The sequence below is a fragment of the Microvirga sp. Mcv34 genome (genome assembly GCF_024519725.1).
Taxonomy (GTDB): domain Bacteria; phylum Pseudomonadota; class Alphaproteobacteria; order Rhizobiales; family Beijerinckiaceae; genus Microvirga.
On sequence record NZ_JALJRK010000088.1, the window covers coordinates 1 to 17,280 of the forward strand.

The following is a 17,280-nucleotide window of genomic DNA, read 5'->3' on the forward strand; positions in this document are numbered from 1 at the left end:
CGAGTTCCAGATCTCGGTTGCGGAAACGTATGACGTGATCGTTCAGCCGCAGGAGGACCGCGCCTTTACCATCGTGTCGGAAGCGGTCGACCGGTCCGGCATGGGCCGGGCGACATTGGCGCCGCGCATGGGCATGTCGGCGCCGGTGCCGCCGCTGCGGCCGCGGCCGCTTCTCGGCATGGACGACATGGGCATGCCCGATATGGGCGGCATGGGTCATGGCGGCATGGGCGGCGGTGGCTCGATGGGCGGCATGGGCGGCGGCACCATGGCGGGCATGAACCACGGCAGCATGGGAAGTGGCGGCTCCATGGCTGGAATGAGCCACGGTTCCAAGGGGAGCAGCGGCTCTATGCGTGGGATGGGGGGCGGTGGCTCGATGGGCGGCATGAGCCACGGCGGCATGGGCGGCGGCTCGATGGGCGGCATGGGTAACGGGGCCAAGCGGGGCGGCGGCTCCATGGCCGGCATGGGTAACGGGGCCAAGCGGGGCGGCGGCTCCATGGCCGGCATGGGTCACGGCAACATGGGAGGTGGCGGCTCCATGGCCGGAATGGGCGGCGGCATGGATATGAACATGCGCGATCCCGCCAACGTGCCACCGAACGTGGAGGTCGGACCCGGCGTGGACATGATCGCACCCGATCCGCAGGACCGCACCGGCCATCCGGGCCTCGGGTTGAAGGATGCGGGCCACAAGGTCCTGACCTATCGCGACCTGGTCGCCCTCAAGCCCAATCCCGACAGGCGCCGCCCGACGCGGACGCTCGAAATCAACCTGACCGGCAACATGAACCGCTTCATGTGGTCGATCGACGGGCGCAAGTTCAGCGACGGCGTCGAACCCATCCGCTTCGCCCGCAACGAGCGCGTGCGCGTCACCATGGTCAACAACAGCATGATGCAGCACCCGATGCACATCCACGGGCACTTCATGGAGCTGGTGAACGGGCATCCCGGGCGGCATCCCTTGAAGCACACCATTAACGTGCTGCCGGGCAGCAAAGTGAGCTTCGACATCACCGCCGACAATCCAGGGGACTGGGCCTTCCACTGCCACCTTCTGTTCCACATGCATGCGGGAATGTTCAACGTCGTCACCGTCCGCCCTCTCGATCGAGAACCCGCATGACCGCGTTCAGAATTGCATTGCTGGCCGCGGCGGCGGCACTGCCGGTTCTCGCCATGGCCCAGCAGATGGACCACTCCATGCCGATGCCTGGAATGCAGTCCGGGTCGAAAACGGAAGCGGCGCCGCCGCGCACGCCGGCGTCCGCGCGCGCGGAAGCCCGCGGGACACGAGCGAACGCAACGAAAGGAAAGGGGACTTCCTCGGCTGCGCGGTCGCCGCGCCGCGTGGGCGCTCGACCGACGGGATCCTCATCCGCCGACCCCCACGCTGGGCACAACATGGGAGCCATGGGCGGAATGGGAGCTATGGCCGGAACCGGGACCATGGCCGGCATGGGGGCTGCCCAGCGGGAGCCGCCCAATCCCCCTCCGCCGCCCGCCGCGCTTTCGGGGCCCGCGCACGCCGCAGACCTGGTCTACAGCCCGTCCGACATGGCGCAGGCACGCGAGGGTCTGCGGGTCGAGCAAGGCGACATCAGGGCCTACAGAGTCCTCCTCGACCGGCTCGAGACGCGATTTCAGAAAGGCGGCAACGCCTATCGCTGGGACGCGCAGGCCTGGTACGGCGGCGACATCGACAAGCTCTGGTTCAAGTCCGAAGGCAATGGCGCCTATCGCGGAAAGCTGGAAGACGCGGAGCTGCAGGCGCTCTGGAGCCGGACCATAACGCCCTGGACCGATCTCCAAATGGGGGTACGGCAAGATTTTGCACCAAACCCCCGGCGGACCCAAGCGGTTCTCGGGCTGCAGAGCCTCAGGCCGTTCATGTACAACGTGGAGGCAGCCCTCTTCCTGTCGAACAAGGGCGAGCTCACCGCCCGCTTCGAAGCCGAATACGACCTGTTCTTAACGCAACGGCTGATCCTTCAGCCCCGCGTCGAAGCGAACCTGTCGGCGCAGAACATCCGGGAACTCGGCATCGGAGCCGGGTTGTCCACAGTTGAGGCTGGGCTTCGCCTTCGCTATCAGTTCATACCCGAGTTCGCGCCCTATATTGGGGTCGAGTACGAACGCAGCGTCGGCAACACCGCGAGCTTCGCGCGGGCGAACGGCCAAGATGTTAGCATCTTGCGTTATCTCGTCGGTCTCAGGTCCTGGTTTTAAGAGCCGGACGGAAACGCTGTCGACGCCGCCGCTCGTGAACCGGCTGCGTTCAAGAACTCGCTTCCGGTTTGAAGGAGGGACCGGGTCGGCCGTGCCCTTCGCGCGATGCTCGCGACGGGCATGCTTGGCCGCTCTCCAAGCCGAAATCGTGTGATCAACCGCTATGGAAGAGTTTTCGCCGTCGGTGCCGATGACCGCTTTATGTTACGGACCAGATCCAAGTTGAGGAACTCTAAACCCGTGCCACCTTGAGGGGGCAAAAGGGACCCAGGAGCGTTGTGGCTACAGGGTGGGATGACGGCCGCCGATCACGGGGTCTCACCATTGGATGGCTTCAGCTGCCTTCGCGCAGTGGCGGTTCGGGCCCTCACGAGGTTGAGGCGCGGAGTAGCAGGGATGCGAGGAGGCACTTTCCGGGGCGACGAGCTTGGCGCCAGCTCTGGGGTCGAACTGGATGTCATAGACCTCTTGGCCCGCGATTTATCGCTGCCTCTCCACTTTGTTTGCTGACGACCGTTGGGGCGCCCGGCGTCGAAAGCTGGCCGCTCGCCGCTCAGATCGGCTCGTCAGGGTGCTCAGCCCTCGCAGGATGGCGGCCCCCTACCCCACAGGCCCGGGCTGGCCTGAGTGGGCAGCCCCACACAGCCCGGTCGGCCTCACCTTTTTCGTTCCCGGGATGGATGCCTGTCTTCATGTGCGGGGGCGCGTAGTCGGTGCCTCGCGCAAACATGCGAGCGTTCCACAGGTCCGACGCGACCTCATGATCGAGGTCGAAGGGGCCTCGTTCCGCCCGTGCCCTGTCGTGCTGCTGCCGTCCGCGGCCGGCTTTGAAGCGACGCTAGACCCTCTTCCCCGTTTCCACGAGCTGGTGAGCCGGCCCAGTACCCAAGACAACGGCGCCGACCACCTGCGCACGGGCATGGACTCAACCAACAGCCCATTCTGGCGCGCACTGTGAGCGTCCCTGTCCGGCCTCCCTTTTATTTGCACCGAACGGTCGGAGCAGCATGCTGACGTGCGCAGCTGGCCCTCGGCCGACGTGGGGGACGGCCCTGCTATAGCAGGGCCGAGAACAGCATCGCCGCGGCCGCCCCGGCCATGACGAGTGTGGCGGCCCAGCCGGTGAGGCGCAGCGCTCCTGAAACCGTGACCTCCCCCATGATCTTCGCCCTCGCCGTCATCAGCATCATGGTTGCCATGACGGGCACCGCGACGACGCCATTGATGACGGCGCTCCAATAAAGAGCCTTGATCGGGTTGATGGAGGAGAAGTTGAGGCCCGCGCCGAGGATGGTCGCGAGTGCGATCGTGGCATAGAAGGCCTTCGCCTCCATCGGTCGACGGCCGAGGCCGACCGGCCATTTTCGGGCTTCGCCAAGCGCGTAGGCCGCGGATCCCGCGAGCACCGGCACGGCGAGAAGCCCCGTTCCGATCACCCCGAGGGCGAACACCGCGAAGGCGAGGCGACCCGCCACAGGGCGGAGCGCCTCGGCCGCCTGGCTCGACGACTCAACCGTGGTGACGCCATTGGCGTGCAGGGTGGTGGCCGTGGTGATGATGATGGCGAGGGCGACGAGGTTGGAGAAGGCCATGCCGACATAGGTGTCGAGGCGAATGCGCTCGAGCGCCCGGGGCGCCTGCTCCGGGGCCTTTACCAGGGCTTCCCGGCGGGGGTTCGCGTGCTGATCCTCGACCTCCTGGCTTGCCTGCCAGAAGAACAGATAGGGGCTGATGGTCGTCCCGAAGATGGCGACGACCGTCGACCAGAACTGGGCGTCGGACGAGAGCGATGGGACGAAGAAGCCCCTCGCGACCTGACCCCAAGGCACCTCCACAACCATGACCGTCCCAAAATAGGTGAACAGCGACAGGGTCAGCCACTTCAGGACGGAGACGTAGCGGGTGTATTGGAGGAAGATCTGCAGCACCACGCAGAGCGTGCCGAAAAAGACAACATAGAGGAGGTGCGGGCCGCCGATGATGAGGCCGAGGGCATCGGCCATCGCGCCGAGATCCGCGCCGATGTTGATCGTGTTGGCTGCAAACAGCAGGACCACGATGGCCTGGAGGAGCCAGTTCGGATAGTGCAGGCGGATGTTGCCCGCAATGCCGCGCCCGGTGGTGCGGCCGATGCGGGCGCTGATCTCCTGGACCGCCGACATAAGCGGGTAGGTGAACAGCATGGTCCACGTGATCGAGAACCCGAGCTGCGCGCCGGCCTGGGAGTAGGTTGCGATGCCACTCGGGTCGTCATCGGAAGCCCCCGTAATCAGGCCGGGACCGAGCACTTGCAGCAGGCGAGGCTTGGTCGGGCCGACGACGGGGCTGCGCCGATCCGCCTGCGACACCTCCGTGCGACGATCTCCTGGGGACCGTTGTTCGTTCATCAACATGTGGGCAAGCTGGAAGGGAAGGGAAGGCTGGGATCGGCAGGGCCCTAGTCACGGCGCGCGTTCCAGCGCAGAAACCATAGGACGCCGGCGATAGACAGTGCCGGGCCGATGAAGTTTACAGCAACGCTGTCCGGGAAGAGGTGCTTGAGGGCGAGCACGGCATCAGTGGCCGCAATCGGGATGGCGATCACGACGCCGAGCATGAAGATGATGCGCTGCCGTCGCGTCATAGCAAGCAAATCGGGCGCTCCGCACTGAGATCATACTCGAGGGACCTTCTATGGACTTCGATTAGCACAAAGCGGTGGAGTGCCAGCGTGATTTCTCCGCCGATCGCCCCCTGCTCTGCAGTATCGTGGCGGCTTGTATGGAAAGGTCATGGATGATGGTCCCGACCTGCGTCAAAGCGGCGGGCACAGCTTCGAGGTCGCGCTCTTTCACGCCTTTGGGTCAGCGCTACAAGCTCAGCATGGTTCAGTGCTCCAGCTGCGGCGTTCCTGTCGGGGTTCTCGACCCAAGCCTTGCGTCCCAGTTCAAAGCGTTGAAGGCCAATATGGCCGCAACCGACGAGCGCCTGCCCCGAACTGCAAGGCGCTCGCCAGCTGAGGGCTGTCGGCCGATACGCAAGGGCATGCCGAAGCGCAAGGTCAAAGGCGCCCCGCCAGTGTGTCGCGTGTTGGCTGAGAGGCGTTGCGGCAAAGCCAGGCGAGCGTGCTCGTTCATGAGGCCCGCGACTTGGTTTCACTTTGACATCCTTCCTCTAGGCGGCTCGGCTCTCGTGTGATCGCGCCTGCACTGGCCATGATCGGCCAGCACCTCGATGACCCGGCAGTCGCCGATTCGGCCGTGCCGGCAATCCTCGACCATTCGCTCGAGCTCGGCTCGCAAGGCCTTCAGTTGCGCGATGCGCCGCTTGACCGCGACCAGGTGGCGACGAGCAATGGCATCCGCGTCCGCACACGGACGGTCAGGATCGGCGCTGAGCGCCAGGAGTTCGCGGATGTCCTCGACCTCAAAGCCGAGCTCGCGGGCGTGGCGGATAAAGTTGAGGCGCATGACCTCGGCGGAGCCGTAGCGGCGCTGCTGTCCTTCCGTCCGGGCTGGCTCCGGTAGAAGCCCGATCTGCTCATAATAGCGGATCGTTGGCACCTTGACCTGGGTGCGTCGAGACAGCTCGCCGATCGGGATGTCCATCGCGAAAGACCTCTTGACCCTCTAGCGGCTGAAGGATGTAGCGTTCCGAAAGTGGCCTCGCTCACCAACCGCTGCAACCCGCATCTTGCGGAAACATCGGCCCGAAGCACCAGTGACAACTTGCATTGCCGGCATTGCCGAAGCGTCATCCGGCCTGTCGGATAGGAAAGCGAGACGGGGAGGGGGGATCAATGGAGCGGGTGATGGGGTCATGGCGCTGAACGACGAGCAGCAGGCGGTGCGGGCAGGCGCGCAGCGGCCGTTCACGCCGTTTCTGTTCGCCACAGGGATCGAGAACAGCTACCCGACGATCCTCGGCCGCGATGGACGCGTTCAGCGGGTCGATGAGATGGCGAAGACGGGCCATTACGACCGGTGGCGTGAGGACTTCGCCCTCGTGCGCGAGCTCGGGCTGGAGTATCTGCGCTGGGGACCGCCCTACTACCGCGTCCACCTCGCGCCTGAGCGTTACGAGTGGAGCTTTGCGGACGAGGGCTTGGCGGAACTGCAGCGGCTCGGAATCACCCCGATCGTGGATCTCTGTCATTTCGGCGTGCCGGACTGGATCGGCGACTTCCAGAACCCGGACTGGCCGGAGCTTTTTGCGGCTTACGCCGGCGCCTTTGCCACTCGCTACCCGTGGGTGCGGTTCTACACGCCGGTGAACGAGATCTTCGTCGCCGCGACCTTCTCGGCCCAGATCGGCTGGTGGAATGAGCGCCTCGCGTCCGATCGCGCCTTCGTCACCGCCCTGAAACATCTGGTGCGTGCAAATCTCCTCGCCGAACAGGCCATTCTCAATGCGCGCGGGCCGTCCGGCACCTTCTTCATTCAGAGCGAGTCGACGGAGTATTTCCATCCCGAGAGCCCAGCAGCCGACGAGCGGGCCGGGTTCCACAACCAGAAGCGCTTCCTCTCGCTCGACCTCTGTTACGGCGTCGACATGCGCGCCTGCATGTACCGCTACCTCACCGAGAATGGGCTCACGCCCGACGAGTACGACTGGTTCCTGCAGACCGGGCGGCGGATGAAGCCCTACTGCATCATGGGCAACGACTACTATTGGACCAACGAGCATTCCGTGCCGGCCGGCGACGCTCCGATCACGGCCTCGGGGGAGATTTTCGGCTACTACATCATTACGAAGCAGTATTATGACCGCTACCACCTTCCGGTCATGCACACGGAAACCAACCTCGCCGATGCGGAGCGTGCGCCCGGGTGGCTGAGAAAGGAATGGGCCAACATGGTGCGCCTCAAGCAGGACGGCGTGCCGATCATCGGCTTCACCTGGTACAGCCTCACCGACCAGGTCGACTGGGACACGGCACTGCGCGAGGACAATGGACGCGTCAATCCGCTTGGGCTCTACGATCTCGACCGCAGGATCAGGCCCGTCGGTGAGGCCTATCGCAAGCTCGTGGCGGAGTGGCGCGACATCCTGCCGGCCGAGAGCCTCTGCCTGGGTTTGGCCTGACGCTCAGGTCGTCCGCCGACGCGGGAGACGCGATGTTCGAAGTCCTTGAGAGGAGGCGCCCGGAGGTCTTCGGCATCCGCGTGAGCCGACGGCTGACGACGGAGGACTATGAGCGCCTCATTCCCGTGCTCGCCCGCATGGTCGAAGGGCGTGCGAAGCTTCGCATTCTCGTTCTGATGGACCACTTCGAAGGGTGGGACACGCCTGCCATCGGATGGCCGGACCCGGCTTCGGAGGTGCGGTTCGCGCTGCGCCTCGAGCGCCTGGCGATTGTCGGCGAGGCGCTGTGGCAAGCGCGACTGGCGCGGCTGTCCGACCCCTTCTCGCCGACACAGACGCGCTTCTTCCACAAGGACGAGGTCGCGCAGGCGTGGCAGTGGCTCGAAGAGGAGCTGCCGTGAGGCATTCCTTCTGAAAGCCTTGGGTCTGGCGGTGATGACAACGATGAGCCCATCCTGGGCTCAATAATGAATGGCGCGGCCATAGGCGGCGAGCGCGCCCTCGTGGACGACTTCCGAGAGCGTCGGATGGGCAAACACCGTCTGCATCAGCTCCGCCTCCGTCGTCTCGAGGTTCATCGCAACCACGAAGCTGTGGATGAGCTCCGTCACCTCCGCGCCGACCATGTGAGCGCCGAGAAGCTGGCCGGTCCTCTTGTCGAACACCGTCTTGACCAGCCCTTCCGGCTCGCCGAGCGCGATCGCCTTGCCGTTGCCGATGAACGGGAAACGGCCGACCCGGATGTCGAACCCTTGCGCTTTCGCCTTGCTCTCCGTGATGCCCACCGAGGCGACCTGGGGATTGCAATAGGTGCAGCCCGGGATCTTGCCCTTGTCGAGTGGATGGACCTCACTCGACCCGGCGATCGCCTCGACGCAAACGACGCCCTCATGGGAGGCCTTGTGGGCGAGCATCGGCGCGCCGGCCACGTCGCCGATGGCGTAAAGGCCGGAGACGTTCGTCCGCCCAAAACCGTCAGTCACGATGATGCCGCGCTCGACCGTGATGCCGAGCGCCTCGAGCCCGAGGTTCTCGACGTTGCCGACGACGCCGACGGCCGAGAGCACCCGATCCGCGGTGATCGTCTCGGGCGCAATCCCCGCGCGCTCGATGGTTGCGGTCACGCCATCCGCGCTCTTCTCGAGCTTCGCCACCTTGGCGCCGGTCAGGATCTTGATTCCCTGTTTCTCGAAACGCTTGCGGGCGTGGGCTGCGATCTCCTCGTCCTCAACGGGCAGGATCTGCGGCAGGAGCTCCACCACGGTCACGTCGGCTCCCATGGTACGATAAAACGAGGCGAACTCGATGCCGATCGCGCCGGATCCGACCACAAGCAGCGATCGCGGCATGCTGTCGGGCTTCAATGCCTCGAAGTAGGTCCAGACCCGGTCGCCGTCCGGCTCGAGGCCCGGCAAGACGCGCGGGCGAGCGCCGGTCGCGAAGATGATGTGGCTGGCGCGATAGGTGCCCGGCCCGAGCGCGCCCTTGGGAGCCGGGACGGGCGGACCGTCGACGGACTGCCCGGGTTGGGCGACGCTCACCGTGCCGGGACTCTCGATGGTTGCGGCGCCCCAGATCACGTCCACCTTGTTCTTTCGCAGGAGGTGCCCGACGCCCTGGTTGAGCTGACCTGCGACGGCGCGGGAGCGCTTGATCACCGCTCCCATGTCGAACGGGATCTCTTGTGCTTTGAGCCCGAAGCTCTCGATGTGCTGGAGGTACCCGTAGATCTCGGAGGTGCGCAGCAGCGCCTTGGTCGGGATGCAGCCCCAGTTGAGGCAGATGCAGCCGAGATGCTCGCGCTCGACCACGGCTGTCCTCAGGCCGAGCTGGGCGGCGCGGATAGCCGCGACGTAGCCGCCCGGGCCCCCGCCGATGATCAGGACGTCATATTCATTGGCATCGGTCATCGGAAGTTCCCGTTTCGCAAGGAATGGAAGGGAGCGGGTGCTGCCCGAATGGGTTTACGCCACTGCTCTTTAGGTCAACTCTCGAAGACGATGATCGCCACGCCAAGAAAGACGAGCGCGCCACCCAGCATTCCACTCTCAAACCGTTCAAGCGCCGAGAGGCGCAGGCGCTCGAACCCCGCCAGGGTGATCCCCGTGAATGCGACCATGCCCGTGAGCGTTGCGATGGCGAGGACCAGGCTCAGCGCGGCGAAGCCCGCCCATCCGTAGGCGATGCCGGAAAGATAGACCGGCAGGAACGCCTCGCAGGGCGAGAAGGTGAGGAGAGCGAGAAGGCTCAGCACGGCTACCCGATCGGATTGGTGATCGGCATGACTCGCATGGTGAGCCTGAGGGCCGCTGCTCACGACGACGCCGTCTTGATCGTGGTGATGGTGCTTGGGCCTCAGTCCCCAGTGGCTATGGCCGCGCGCTCCCCGCATCTGGCGGAAGAGGTAGTAAAGGCCGAAAGCGATCAGTGCGCCACCGGTCAGAAACGGGAACACGTCGCCGGTCCACCGGCTGGTCTCAATCCCGAGCCCGACGACGATGGTGCCAAGCAGGGTCGTAAACAGGACGTGGCCCAACCCGGCGAGTGCGGTGATGGAAAGCGTCTTTCCGCGGCTCCAGTGCTGCCCGCGACCGGCGAGGACGAACGGCAGCCAATGCGTCGGCAAAGCGGCGTGCAGGAACGCAACCGCAAAGCCGGTCGTCAGGATGGGCGCAAGCAGGGTTTCAGACATCTGCAACAGATGAACGGATTGGGTGCTCGATGGCGAGAGCTCGCCCTGGGACGCACCCTGGATACCGCGGGAACGAGTCCCTGGCGAGCAACACCAGCGACGCAAGAGAACGGCTGTTCGATCTCGAGCGGCTCGATAACCGAACGGCGCTGGTACCAGCCATCCGGAGAATCGATGCCTGCGGCGGCCGGCTCAAGCCCGGACTCATCCCCGAAAAAAAGCGCTTGATCCTCTAGCCGCTCGAGGTGTTACGGCTTTTTCGAAGAGTCCCGTTGGAGACGAGCGATGGCGCATTCGACCGACGCCCCGACCCGCAGAGCGCTGGCCTTCCGCGTCGAGGGCATGGATTGCGGCAGTTGCGCCGACAAGATCCGCACGGCGCTTTGGCGCCTGCCGAGCGTATCGAGCGTCAAGGTGACCTTCGCGACCGAGAGCGTGAACGTGGAGGTCGAGGACAGCGGCCCGGCGGAGGAGGCGATCGAGCGTCAGATCGCCGCCCTGGGCTACACGCCGCGCCGGGTCGAGGCGAAGATGAGCGCAAGGCAACTGCACCAGGACCGGGAGCAGGACCCTCATGAAACTCACGACCACCACGCGCGTCCTCTTGGCAATGTTCCCGAAGCGCGGGTCGCCGGCTCGGCCGCGAGCACGCCCGCTGCGGACAGAGCGAAGCGGCGGGAGAGCGCGACGGACGCCCATGACCACAGCCATGGACACGGGCACGAGCATGAGGACACGGGCGACCGCCGCTGGTGGGAAACCGTAAAGGGACGGCTCGTCCTCCTGACAGGCGTGCTGCTCGTCGTTGCCTGGGGCTCCAAGTTCGTGATCCCGGCCTTTTCCCCCTGGCTGTTCGTCGCCGCGACGCTCATCGGCGCATTTCCCGTGGCTCGTCGCGCAATTGCAGCGGCGCGCGCCGGCATGCCGTTCACGATCGAGATGCTGATGGCCATCGCCGCGACCGGCGCCATCGTTATCGGTGCGGCCGAGGAAGCGGCGCTGGTCGTGTTCCTGTTCGCGGTCGGCGAGGTGCTGGAGGGCGTTGCCGCCGGACGGGCGCGCGCCAGCATCCGAGCGCTCGGCGAGCTCGTACCCAAGACCGCGATGCTGGAGGAAGCCGGCGCTACCAGAGAGGTGCCCGCCGACAGCCTCCAAGTGGGCCAGACCGTGATGGTGCGCCCGGGTGACCGCATTCCCGCGGACGGCATCATCCTGAGCGGCACGTCGGGCATCGACGAGTCGCCGGTCACCGGCGAGTCGGTGCCCAAGACCAAGGGCCCGGACGACCCGGTCTTTGCCGGTTCGATCAATCAGGAGGCCGTGATCCGCCTGCGCGTCGAGAAGGCGGCCGAGGACAACACCATCTCCCGTATCATCCGGCTCGTGGAGGAAGCGCAGGAGGCGAAGGCGCCGACGGAGCGGTTCATCGACCGCTTCTCACGCTGGTACATGCCGCTCATCGTTGTCGCGGCAGTGCTGGTTGCGCTCGTTCCCCCGCTTCTGTTCGGCCAGGACTGGGCGACCTGGATCTATCGCGCTCTCGCGCTTCTGCTGATCGGCTGCCCCTGTGCCTTGGTCATCTCAGTGCCGGCCTCGATCGCCTCGAGCCTGTCGGCCGGCGCGCGTCGCGGCATCCTGATGAAGGGCGGCGTCGTCATCGAGGGGGTCGCGAAGGCTCAGATGGTGGCCTTCGACAAGACCGGCACCTTGACCGAGGGACGGCCGAAGGTCACCGACGTCGTTGCGATCTCGATGTCCAAGGGCGAGGTCCTATCGCTCGCGGCGTCTCTCGAGACAGGATCGAGCCACCCGCTCGCGACCGCGATCGTGGCGAGAGCCAAGGCGCAGGCCGTCCCGTTCCGCGCAACCGAACGGATCACAGCTATTCCGGGCCAGGGCCTGGAAGGCATCGTTGAAGGCTGCGAGCTGTTCCTCGGAGCGCCGCGGTTTGCGCGCGATCGCGCAGCTTTCGACAGCCAAGGCGCCGACGCCGCCGAGCGCCTCGAGGGCGAGGGCAAGACCGTGGCGGCGCTCGTCGGGGAGGGCCGGCTTCTCGGCCTCATCGCGCTCCGCGATGAGCCGCGCGCGGACGCGCGAGAAGCGGTTGCCGAGCTCAACGCGCTCGGGATCGGCTCGGTCATGCTGACTGGCGACAACAAGCGCACCGCGGCCGCCATTGCGGGCTCGCTCGGAATGGAGGCGCGCGCCGAGCTCATGCCGGACGACAAGGTCACGGCCATCCGCGCGCTCGCCGAGCATCAGTCGGTGATGATGATCGGCGACGGCATCAATGACGCGCCGGCGCTCGCGGCGGCGCAGGTCGGCGTCGCCATGGGCTCGGGCACCGACGTCGCGCTCGAGACGGCGGACGCCGCACTTCTCCGGAACCAGGTTCGCGACGTGGCGCGCATGGTTCGGCTCGCCCGCGCCACGATGGCGAACATCCGCCAGAACATCACGATCGCGCTCGGGCTCAAGGCCGTGTTCCTGGTGACGAGCGTGCTCGGACTCACGGGCTTGTGGATCGCGATCCTCGCCGACACGGGCGCGACCGTGATCGTCACGGCGAACGCACTCCGGCTTCTCGGGTTCTTTCAAGAATCCGGCTCGAGTGGAGGAACCCGTCCGGGCGCTCCGGCGACCCTGAAGCCCGCGGCGGCTTAGCTCAGCAGAGCTCAAACACCCACTAGAGGAGCAAACCATGAGCTTTCTACGGGACTTGCTCGGGGGCCTTCGCGGCGGTCACGGCGGCGGCTTTGGCGGAGGTCACGGTGGCCACGGTGGCGGGCACGGGTCCTACGGCGGTGGGCCTTGGGCGGCGCCGGGCCCCGGGCCGGGTGGCCCAACTCCGGGCTGGCCAGCGGCTCCGCAAAGCCCCGCGCCCGGGCATCAGTGCGAGACGGCCGAGCCCGTCCGCGTGGTTCTCTGCCCGAGCTGCCGCTCCGATAACGCGCCCTCGGCACGGTTCTGCAGCCAGTGCGGCGAGCGCCTTGGACCGGCCGAGAGCACGTGTTCGAAGTGCGGCACAACCCTGGAGCCTGGCGCCAAGTTCTGCCCGTCCTGCGGTCAGGCCGCCAGCCCATGACGTGGCAATCCGGAGAGGGCGCTCGCGTCATGAGCCCGAGCTGGTCACGCGCGAGGACGGCGCTCCTGGCGTTTGCGGTCGCACTCGTCGCCGATCTTGGTACGAAGTGGCTTATCCTGAGCCTCGTCATGGTGCCGCCTCGCGTGATCGAGGTCACGCCAGTCCTCAACCTGGCGCTCGGGTTCAACCCGGGTGTCAGCTTCGGCCTGCTGAGCGGCGCGTTCGCGGATAGGCCCATGCTGCTGGCGGGGATCACCAGTTTCATCGCGGCGGGCCTTCTCGTGTGGGCGATGCGCAGCGAGCAGCCGCTCGAGACCCTCGGCCTTGGCCTCATCGCGGGCGGCGCGACCGGGAACCTCTTCGACCGTGTGCGCCAGGGCGCCGTCACGGACTTCGCCGTCACGGACTTCCTGGATTTCCATGTCGGAGCCTGGCACTGGCCAGCCTTCAACATGGCCGACGTCGCGATTACGGTCGGCGTGATGCTGATGATTGTGGCGGTGGTTCAGCCGCGACGATCCTCGCACCGCTCTCCGATTGCCAACCGAAGGAGCGGGCAGGACGTCGGCTTGAACACTCTCGGCGGCGAGCACTGTACAGCAAAAGCGCGCGACGAGCCGTCGAACCCTCATATCCGCGTTGAAGGCAGCACCGCGCGAGGCTCTCGATGCTGAAGCTACGGATCCTGTTCACGGCGAGCTTTGCCCTTGTTCCCGCGCTCGCCCTGGCCCAAGCTTATTCGCAAGGGTTGCTGCCGCATCGCCGGGAGGTTCAGAACATCGGCAGTTGCGGAGCTGAGCTGGTCAGGAAGGGCTCGGATATCAGGCTTTACGTTGTCCGCCTCGTCGAGCGCCAGTTGCTCGCGATCCCGGGCGTGACGTCGGTCCACGACGTGCACGTGTCGATCGCGGCCTCGGGGATCGACGCGATGAGTGCGCATCTCGTGGTCGTCGACATGGCGCAGGCGGAACGTATTCTAACCGACGCGCGTCGGATCTTGGCGAACGAGTTTGACGCCGACCATGTGACGATCCAGGTCGAAACCGAGGCGCTCCGGGCCGCGGAAAAGCCGCAGAAAGCCTGAATAGGTTTGCAACGGGAGACAGCGATGGAACCGTACAATTCAAGAACCCCCACCTGGGGCAGCGCGCCTGCCCGGAGCCAAGTCGAGGTCGACCAGGGCCTGCGCGCCTTCATGGTCGGCGTGTACAACAACATGGTGCTGGGGCTGGCGCTGTCCGCGCTGGTCGCGTTCGGGGTGAACAAGCTTGCGGTGGCGGGCTCTCAGGCCGACGCCGTCGCCCGGATCGGCAGCACCGCCCTGACCAGCTTCGGCCGGCTGCTCTACGCGACACCGCTGATGTGGGTGGTGGCCCTAGCGCCCCTCGCCTTCATCTTCTTCTTCTCATTCCGGATGGACCGGATGTCGGCCGCCTCGGCGCGGACGACCTTCCTCGCCTTCGCGGCGGTGATGGGCGCCTCGCTCTCGACGCTGCTCATCCGCTACACCGGAGCCAGCATCGTCCAGGTGTTCTTCGTCACGGCCGCTTCCTTTGGCGCGCTCAGCCTCTGGGGCTACACAACGACCCGCAGCCTGTCGGGAATGGGCTCGTTCCTGATCATGGGCGTGATCGGGCTCATCATCGCCTCGCTCGTCAACATCTTCCTGGCTTCGAGCGCATTGCAGTTCGCAATTTCCGTCATCGGCGTGCTGATCTTCGCGGGGCTCACCGCGTACGACACGCAGAAGCTTAAGGAGATGTACGTCTACGAACTCGGCTCGGCAGACGGCGAGGCCGCGGCCAAGGCATCGATCGTCGGCGCGCTGACCGGCTCCGTAGCGGGTCGCGTCGGGCCTCGACCCAAGTCGGGGCCAGCGCAAGATCTGTTCCTGATGATACGCTAACAGAGTACGTAGCAGGAACCCGGGTCGAGAACCCAATCGGCAGACCACCCAAAAAGACCGAATTTACTTGTTTTCTGGGATATCAAAGGCGTCATCCAGCACAGATGATTTGTGGAAAAGGGGTAAGACCCGCAGAGAGGCATTCGCAAAAGAGTAGAGTTGTCGAGATCGGTTTGGAAAAGTGAAATTGCGCAGGGGTTTCAATCGGGTACCTGATCAAGGCGAGTATCATCTTGCTCTCTTAGAAGAGGCGGTCCTCAACCCTTCTCGGGAGAGATTACCCGATCCGTTCTGCCTTAGCGTATAATCAGGAACAGATCTTGCGCTGGCCCCCTATTGATGCAAGCGAGGGAGGGGCGGTCGGGGCAATCAAATGACAGCGCCCCATTCAGCCTGAAACCTGATGTTGCGCTACCAACGTCTGCGTCCTAGGGGCCGGCCAAGGTCTTGGGCCGGAACATCTCGGACGCAAGGCTTGGGCCCGCTTGGCCGGCAGCTTAAGCCCCCGCAACAGGAGCGGCTGGCGACAAGGTAGTTTGAGCGTTCTGGATTGCTTGCAGCGTCAACACAACCTTGCCGATCGTTCCTGCTTCGACTGCGCGATGCGCTTCGGATATAGCGGCAAGAGGCATGCAGGCGGCAATGGTGGGCCGGAGAAGGCCTTGTTGCAGCATAGTCACAATGTGCCCGATGGCCTCCTGGATGCGGGGTAGCGGCAGCGTATAATTCGAGACAAGACGGATGACGGCAGCCTTACTCTGCAGCCCATAGTAAGGAAACACGGGCTCTGGCTGGCTCGTCGAGGAGTAGCTGACAATCATACCGCCGGTGGCGATGATGCGAGCGGCAAAGCCGATGTTCGCGCCGAAGTCAACCTCGATCAGTCGGTCGATCCCCCTCGGGGCCACTGCCTGAACCTGATTCTCGGCCTCAGTGGAGCTGAGCTCGATCACAAGATCGGCGCCCGCGGCTCGTGCGATTGCCGCTCGAGCAGGCGAGCGCGCTGTTGCCACCACATAGGCGCCGGCCTGCTTTGCCATGCAGACGGCCAGTTCGCCCACGGCGCCGCCTCCACCTTGGACCAACACTGTCTGGCCGGCGACCGGCCCATCGGCAAAAACCGCAAAATGCGCCGTGATCGCCGGCACGCCCAAGCAGGCGCCTGTGGCGAAATCGGCGACATCGGGCAGAGGAGCGAGGTTGGTGAGTGGCACGGCGAGGAATTCAGCCGCCGTCCCGTACTCAAGATCCTCCCGTACAAAGGTCTGACCAGGAACGCTCCAGATCCACACCCGCTGGCCAAGCCACTGCTCACCCGCCTCGTCTCCCGCCTCCACCACTTCTCCTGCGCCGTCACAGTGGGGCACGATGCGGCGCCCGGGCCAAGTTGCATTCCGCCAGCCCGCCCGCCGTTTTATGTCTGATGGATTGATGCCAGAGGCTGCAATCCGCACAAGAACCTCACCCTCGCGAGGTCTGGGCTTTGGCATGTCATCCAATGCCAAGACTTCTGGCGGACCGAAGCGGTCGTAAACAGCAGCAAGCATCGTATCTCCCCTTTCAAAACCCGGTCACCCGATCTGCATTCAGCCTCAATGATCGCTCGCAAGCGGCTGTTGTGTCGATGCACAGTCCGCAAAAGGATGCTGGCCGACACGACAAGTCAGGTGCAATGGCGCGTTGAATCCTGCAGCCGTATCAAAAAAGGACCGTCCGCGCCCTTAGGCCACTTTATCCGCAGTATGCGAAGAGTCGGCTTCCTCCTTGCTGTCGAGATAATCAAACCATTCACCCCACGTCCAAGAACTCTTGAGAACTTCGGTCAGCTGGCACGTCTCGATGCTCGTGATGGCCGGGAGGCGCCGCGGCAGTTCCTCGCTCACAAAATGATGCAGGTCGCGAGTGTCACGATGCAACGTCTGGATGAAGAGATCGACTGAGCCAAAGGCGGCACTTACGAAGCGCACATTAGGGTAGCTGCTTAGGATCCGACCAGTTTCGGCGACGTGGCCCGGTTTTACGCGGATGAGGATCATCGCGTAGACATTCACGCCAAGCGCCAAGGGGCTGCCAACCGCCGTGACCCGGATCAATCCCTCCTCCTGGAGACGCGTGACGCGAAACCGGACCGTTCCCTCCGAAATGTCAAGTTCGCGGGCAATATCACGAAAGGAGCGCCGTCCATCCCGGGCCAGCGCGGCGACAATGCGACGGTCCAATTCGTCGAGAAGGCTTGACATGCTTGGCTCCTGTCTCGGTGCCCGAAATATCGGCGGTCCGCTCTTATAATATGCGCAA

Annotated in this window: 17 protein-coding genes; 10 read left to right on the forward strand and 7 right to left on the reverse strand. The window is 65.0% G+C overall.

Going from position 1 to position 17,280, the window contains the following annotated elements; translation table 11 throughout:
• The 3 genes from OC446_RS25520 to OC446_RS25530 form a co-directional block, all read left to right on the forward strand.
• Positions 1 to 1,132: multicopper oxidase domain-containing protein (locus OC446_RS25520; protein ID WP_262031815.1), on the forward strand; the 1,132-nt coding region annotated here is incomplete at its 5' end.
• Complete coding sequence (locus OC446_RS25525; RefSeq protein WP_262031816.1) at positions 1,129 to 2,235, forward strand: copper resistance protein B; 1,107 nt, start codon at positions 1,129 to 1,131, stop codon at positions 2,233 to 2,235. The genes OC446_RS25520 and OC446_RS25525, both read left to right, overlap by 4 nt.
• Positions 2,236 to 2,995: 760 nt before the next feature.
• Positions 2,996 to 3,193 (forward strand): hypothetical protein, encoded by a 198-nt coding sequence (locus OC446_RS25530; RefSeq protein WP_262031817.1) that lies wholly within the window; start codon positions 2,996 to 2,998, stop codon positions 3,191 to 3,193.
• Between the two features lie 97 nt (positions 3,194 to 3,290).
• Here OC446_RS25530 and OC446_RS25535 read toward each other — a convergent pair whose 3' ends face one another.
• The 3 genes from OC446_RS25535 to OC446_RS25545 all read right to left on the reverse strand — a co-directional run bounded on the left by OC446_RS25535 (position 3,291) and on the right by OC446_RS25545 (position 5,822).
• Complete coding sequence (locus tag OC446_RS25535; protein WP_410055139.1) at positions 3,291 to 4,622, reverse strand: NRAMP family divalent metal transporter; 1,332 nt, start codon at positions 4,620 to 4,622, stop codon at positions 3,291 to 3,293.
• A 50-nt stretch (positions 4,623 to 4,672) separates the two neighbouring features.
• Entirely contained in the window at positions 4,673 to 4,858 is a 186-nt protein-coding gene (locus tag OC446_RS25540) for a hypothetical protein (protein ID WP_262031819.1), read from the reverse strand.
• Between the two features lie 511 nt (positions 4,859 to 5,369).
• Positions 5,370 to 5,822, reverse strand: a complete 453-nt coding sequence (locus tag OC446_RS25545; RefSeq protein ID WP_262031820.1) for a MerR family transcriptional regulator — start codon at positions 5,820 to 5,822, stop codon at positions 5,370 to 5,372.
• A 211-nt stretch (positions 5,823 to 6,033) separates the two neighbouring features.
• On the opposite strand from OC446_RS25545, the gene OC446_RS25550 reads away from it, so the two are divergent.
• Both OC446_RS25550 and OC446_RS25555 read left to right on the forward strand, forming a co-directional pair.
• Positions 6,034 to 7,299, forward strand: coding sequence for a family 1 glycosylhydrolase (locus OC446_RS25550; RefSeq protein ID WP_262031821.1), 1,266 nt, complete (start codon positions 6,034 to 6,036; stop codon positions 7,297 to 7,299).
• Between the two features lie 32 nt (positions 7,300 to 7,331).
• Positions 7,332 to 7,700, forward strand: a complete 369-nt coding sequence (locus OC446_RS25555) for an STAS/SEC14 domain-containing protein (protein WP_262031822.1) — start codon at positions 7,332 to 7,334, stop codon at positions 7,698 to 7,700.
• Positions 7,701 to 7,760: 60 nt separating this feature from the next.
• Here OC446_RS25555 and lpdA read toward each other — a convergent pair whose 3' ends face one another.
• Positions 7,761 to 9,209 carry a dihydrolipoyl dehydrogenase gene (gene lpdA, locus OC446_RS25560; protein ID WP_262031823.1) on the reverse strand — a complete coding sequence of 483 codons (1,449 nt, stop codon included), beginning with the start codon at positions 9,207 to 9,209 and terminating at the stop codon, positions 7,761 to 7,763.
• A gap of 74 nt (positions 9,210 to 9,283) precedes the next feature.
• Positions 9,284 to 9,991: a hypothetical protein gene (locus tag OC446_RS25565; protein WP_262031824.1), complete on the reverse strand. Its 708-nt coding sequence runs from the start codon at positions 9,989 to 9,991 to the stop codon at positions 9,284 to 9,286.
• 285 nt (positions 9,992 to 10,276) lie between these two features.
• Here OC446_RS25565 and OC446_RS25570 point away from each other — a divergent pair, with 285 nt between their 5' ends.
• From OC446_RS25570 to OC446_RS25585, 5 genes are read left to right on the forward strand one after another with little or no spacing between them, the layout of a single operon-like run.
• Positions 10,277 to 12,655 carry a heavy metal translocating P-type ATPase gene (locus OC446_RS25570; RefSeq protein ID WP_262031825.1) on the forward strand — a complete coding sequence of 793 codons (2,379 nt, stop codon included), beginning with the start codon at positions 10,277 to 10,279 and terminating at the stop codon, positions 12,653 to 12,655.
• Positions 12,656 to 12,692: 37 nt separating this feature from the next.
• Positions 12,693 to 13,076 carry a zinc-ribbon domain-containing protein gene (locus OC446_RS31130; RefSeq protein ID WP_410055138.1) on the forward strand — a complete coding sequence of 128 codons (384 nt, stop codon included), beginning with the start codon at positions 12,693 to 12,695 and terminating at the stop codon, positions 13,074 to 13,076.
• Entirely contained in the window at positions 13,073 to 13,750 is a 678-nt protein-coding gene (gene lspA / locus OC446_RS25575) for a signal peptidase II (RefSeq protein ID WP_315986542.1), read from the forward strand. Before OC446_RS31130 ends, lspA begins: the two co-directional genes overlap by 4 nt.
• Positions 13,744 to 14,160, forward strand: a complete 417-nt coding sequence (locus tag OC446_RS25580; protein ID WP_262031826.1) for a hypothetical protein — start codon at positions 13,744 to 13,746, stop codon at positions 14,158 to 14,160. The genes lspA and OC446_RS25580 overlap by 7 nt, the downstream gene beginning before the upstream one ends.
• Before the next feature lie 24 nt (positions 14,161 to 14,184).
• Positions 14,185 to 14,982, forward strand: coding sequence for a Bax inhibitor-1/YccA family protein (locus tag OC446_RS25585; RefSeq protein ID WP_262031827.1), 798 nt, complete (start codon positions 14,185 to 14,187; stop codon positions 14,980 to 14,982).
• A gap of 497 nt (positions 14,983 to 15,479) precedes the next feature.
• Here the strand turns inward: OC446_RS25585 and OC446_RS25590 are convergent, their stop codons facing one another.
• Together OC446_RS25590 and OC446_RS25595 are read right to left on the reverse strand one after the other, a co-directional pair.
• Positions 15,480 to 16,529 (reverse strand): NADPH:quinone reductase, encoded by a 1,050-nt coding sequence (locus OC446_RS25590; protein WP_262031828.1) that lies wholly within the window; start codon positions 16,527 to 16,529, stop codon positions 15,480 to 15,482.
• 174 nt (positions 16,530 to 16,703) lie between these two features.
• The gene (locus OC446_RS25595; RefSeq protein WP_262031829.1) at positions 16,704 to 17,222 is read right to left on the reverse strand and encodes an Lrp/AsnC family transcriptional regulator; all 519 of its coding nucleotides are present in this window, start codon (positions 17,220 to 17,222) and stop codon (positions 16,704 to 16,706) included.
• Positions 17,223 to 17,280 lie beyond the last annotated feature (58 nt).